At 39.8% G+C, this 533-nt stretch carries 1 protein-coding gene; it reads left to right on the top strand.

Going from position 1 to position 533, the window contains the following annotated elements; translation table 11 throughout:
- The first annotated feature begins 124 nt into the window (after window positions 1–124).
- Complete coding sequence (locus Q0590_RS37520) at window positions 125–367, top strand: response regulator (RefSeq protein ID WP_366970916.1); 243 nt, start codon at window positions 125–127, stop codon at window positions 365–367.
- Window positions 368–533 lie beyond the last annotated feature (166 nt).

Here is a 533-nt window from a genome sequence, read left to right as displayed (position 1 = left end):
GGCAACAAACAATCAACATTCAATTAAGTCTCCTCTTTGTCTATACAACAATTTGCTGCTAATATTTACTCCAGCCCCTAAATCATCAAAAGATCGGGAGAGCCCTTTATACCAGATTATATAGCTGATCTTACTCGACATTAATATGCCAGTGATGGATGGCTTTGAGTTCTTGGATGCCTTTGCAAACCTAGAAATTACTCAAAAAGAATCGGTAGTCATTGTCATGCTGACTACCTCGCTCAATCCCAAGGATATGGATCGGCTGAAAGAAGCCCCAATCCAAGGATTTCTCAACAAGCCATTGACCGAGGAAATGGTTGGCGACTTACTTGCTACCCACTTCCATGGTGAACAGCCCTGCTAAAATCAATAAAGCCAGTAAGGAATAGGCTGTTTTTGAAACTAGCGTTTGATCCTTGTTCCTACCTGAGTACTCTAACTTATTTTCGCTAACTCTATTTCTATGGAAAACCGCATTGTATGTAGTCAGATGAAAGTGGACAAAAGGGAAAGAAAAATAAGAGATAATT

Source organism: Rhodocytophaga aerolata, assembly GCF_030503435.1.
Taxonomy (GTDB): domain Bacteria; phylum Bacteroidota; class Bacteroidia; order Cytophagales; family 172606-1; genus Rhodocytophaga; species Rhodocytophaga aerolata.
The sequence above is the reverse complement of the archived record's forward strand: the minus strand, read 5'-3'. Positions and strand labels throughout refer to the sequence as shown.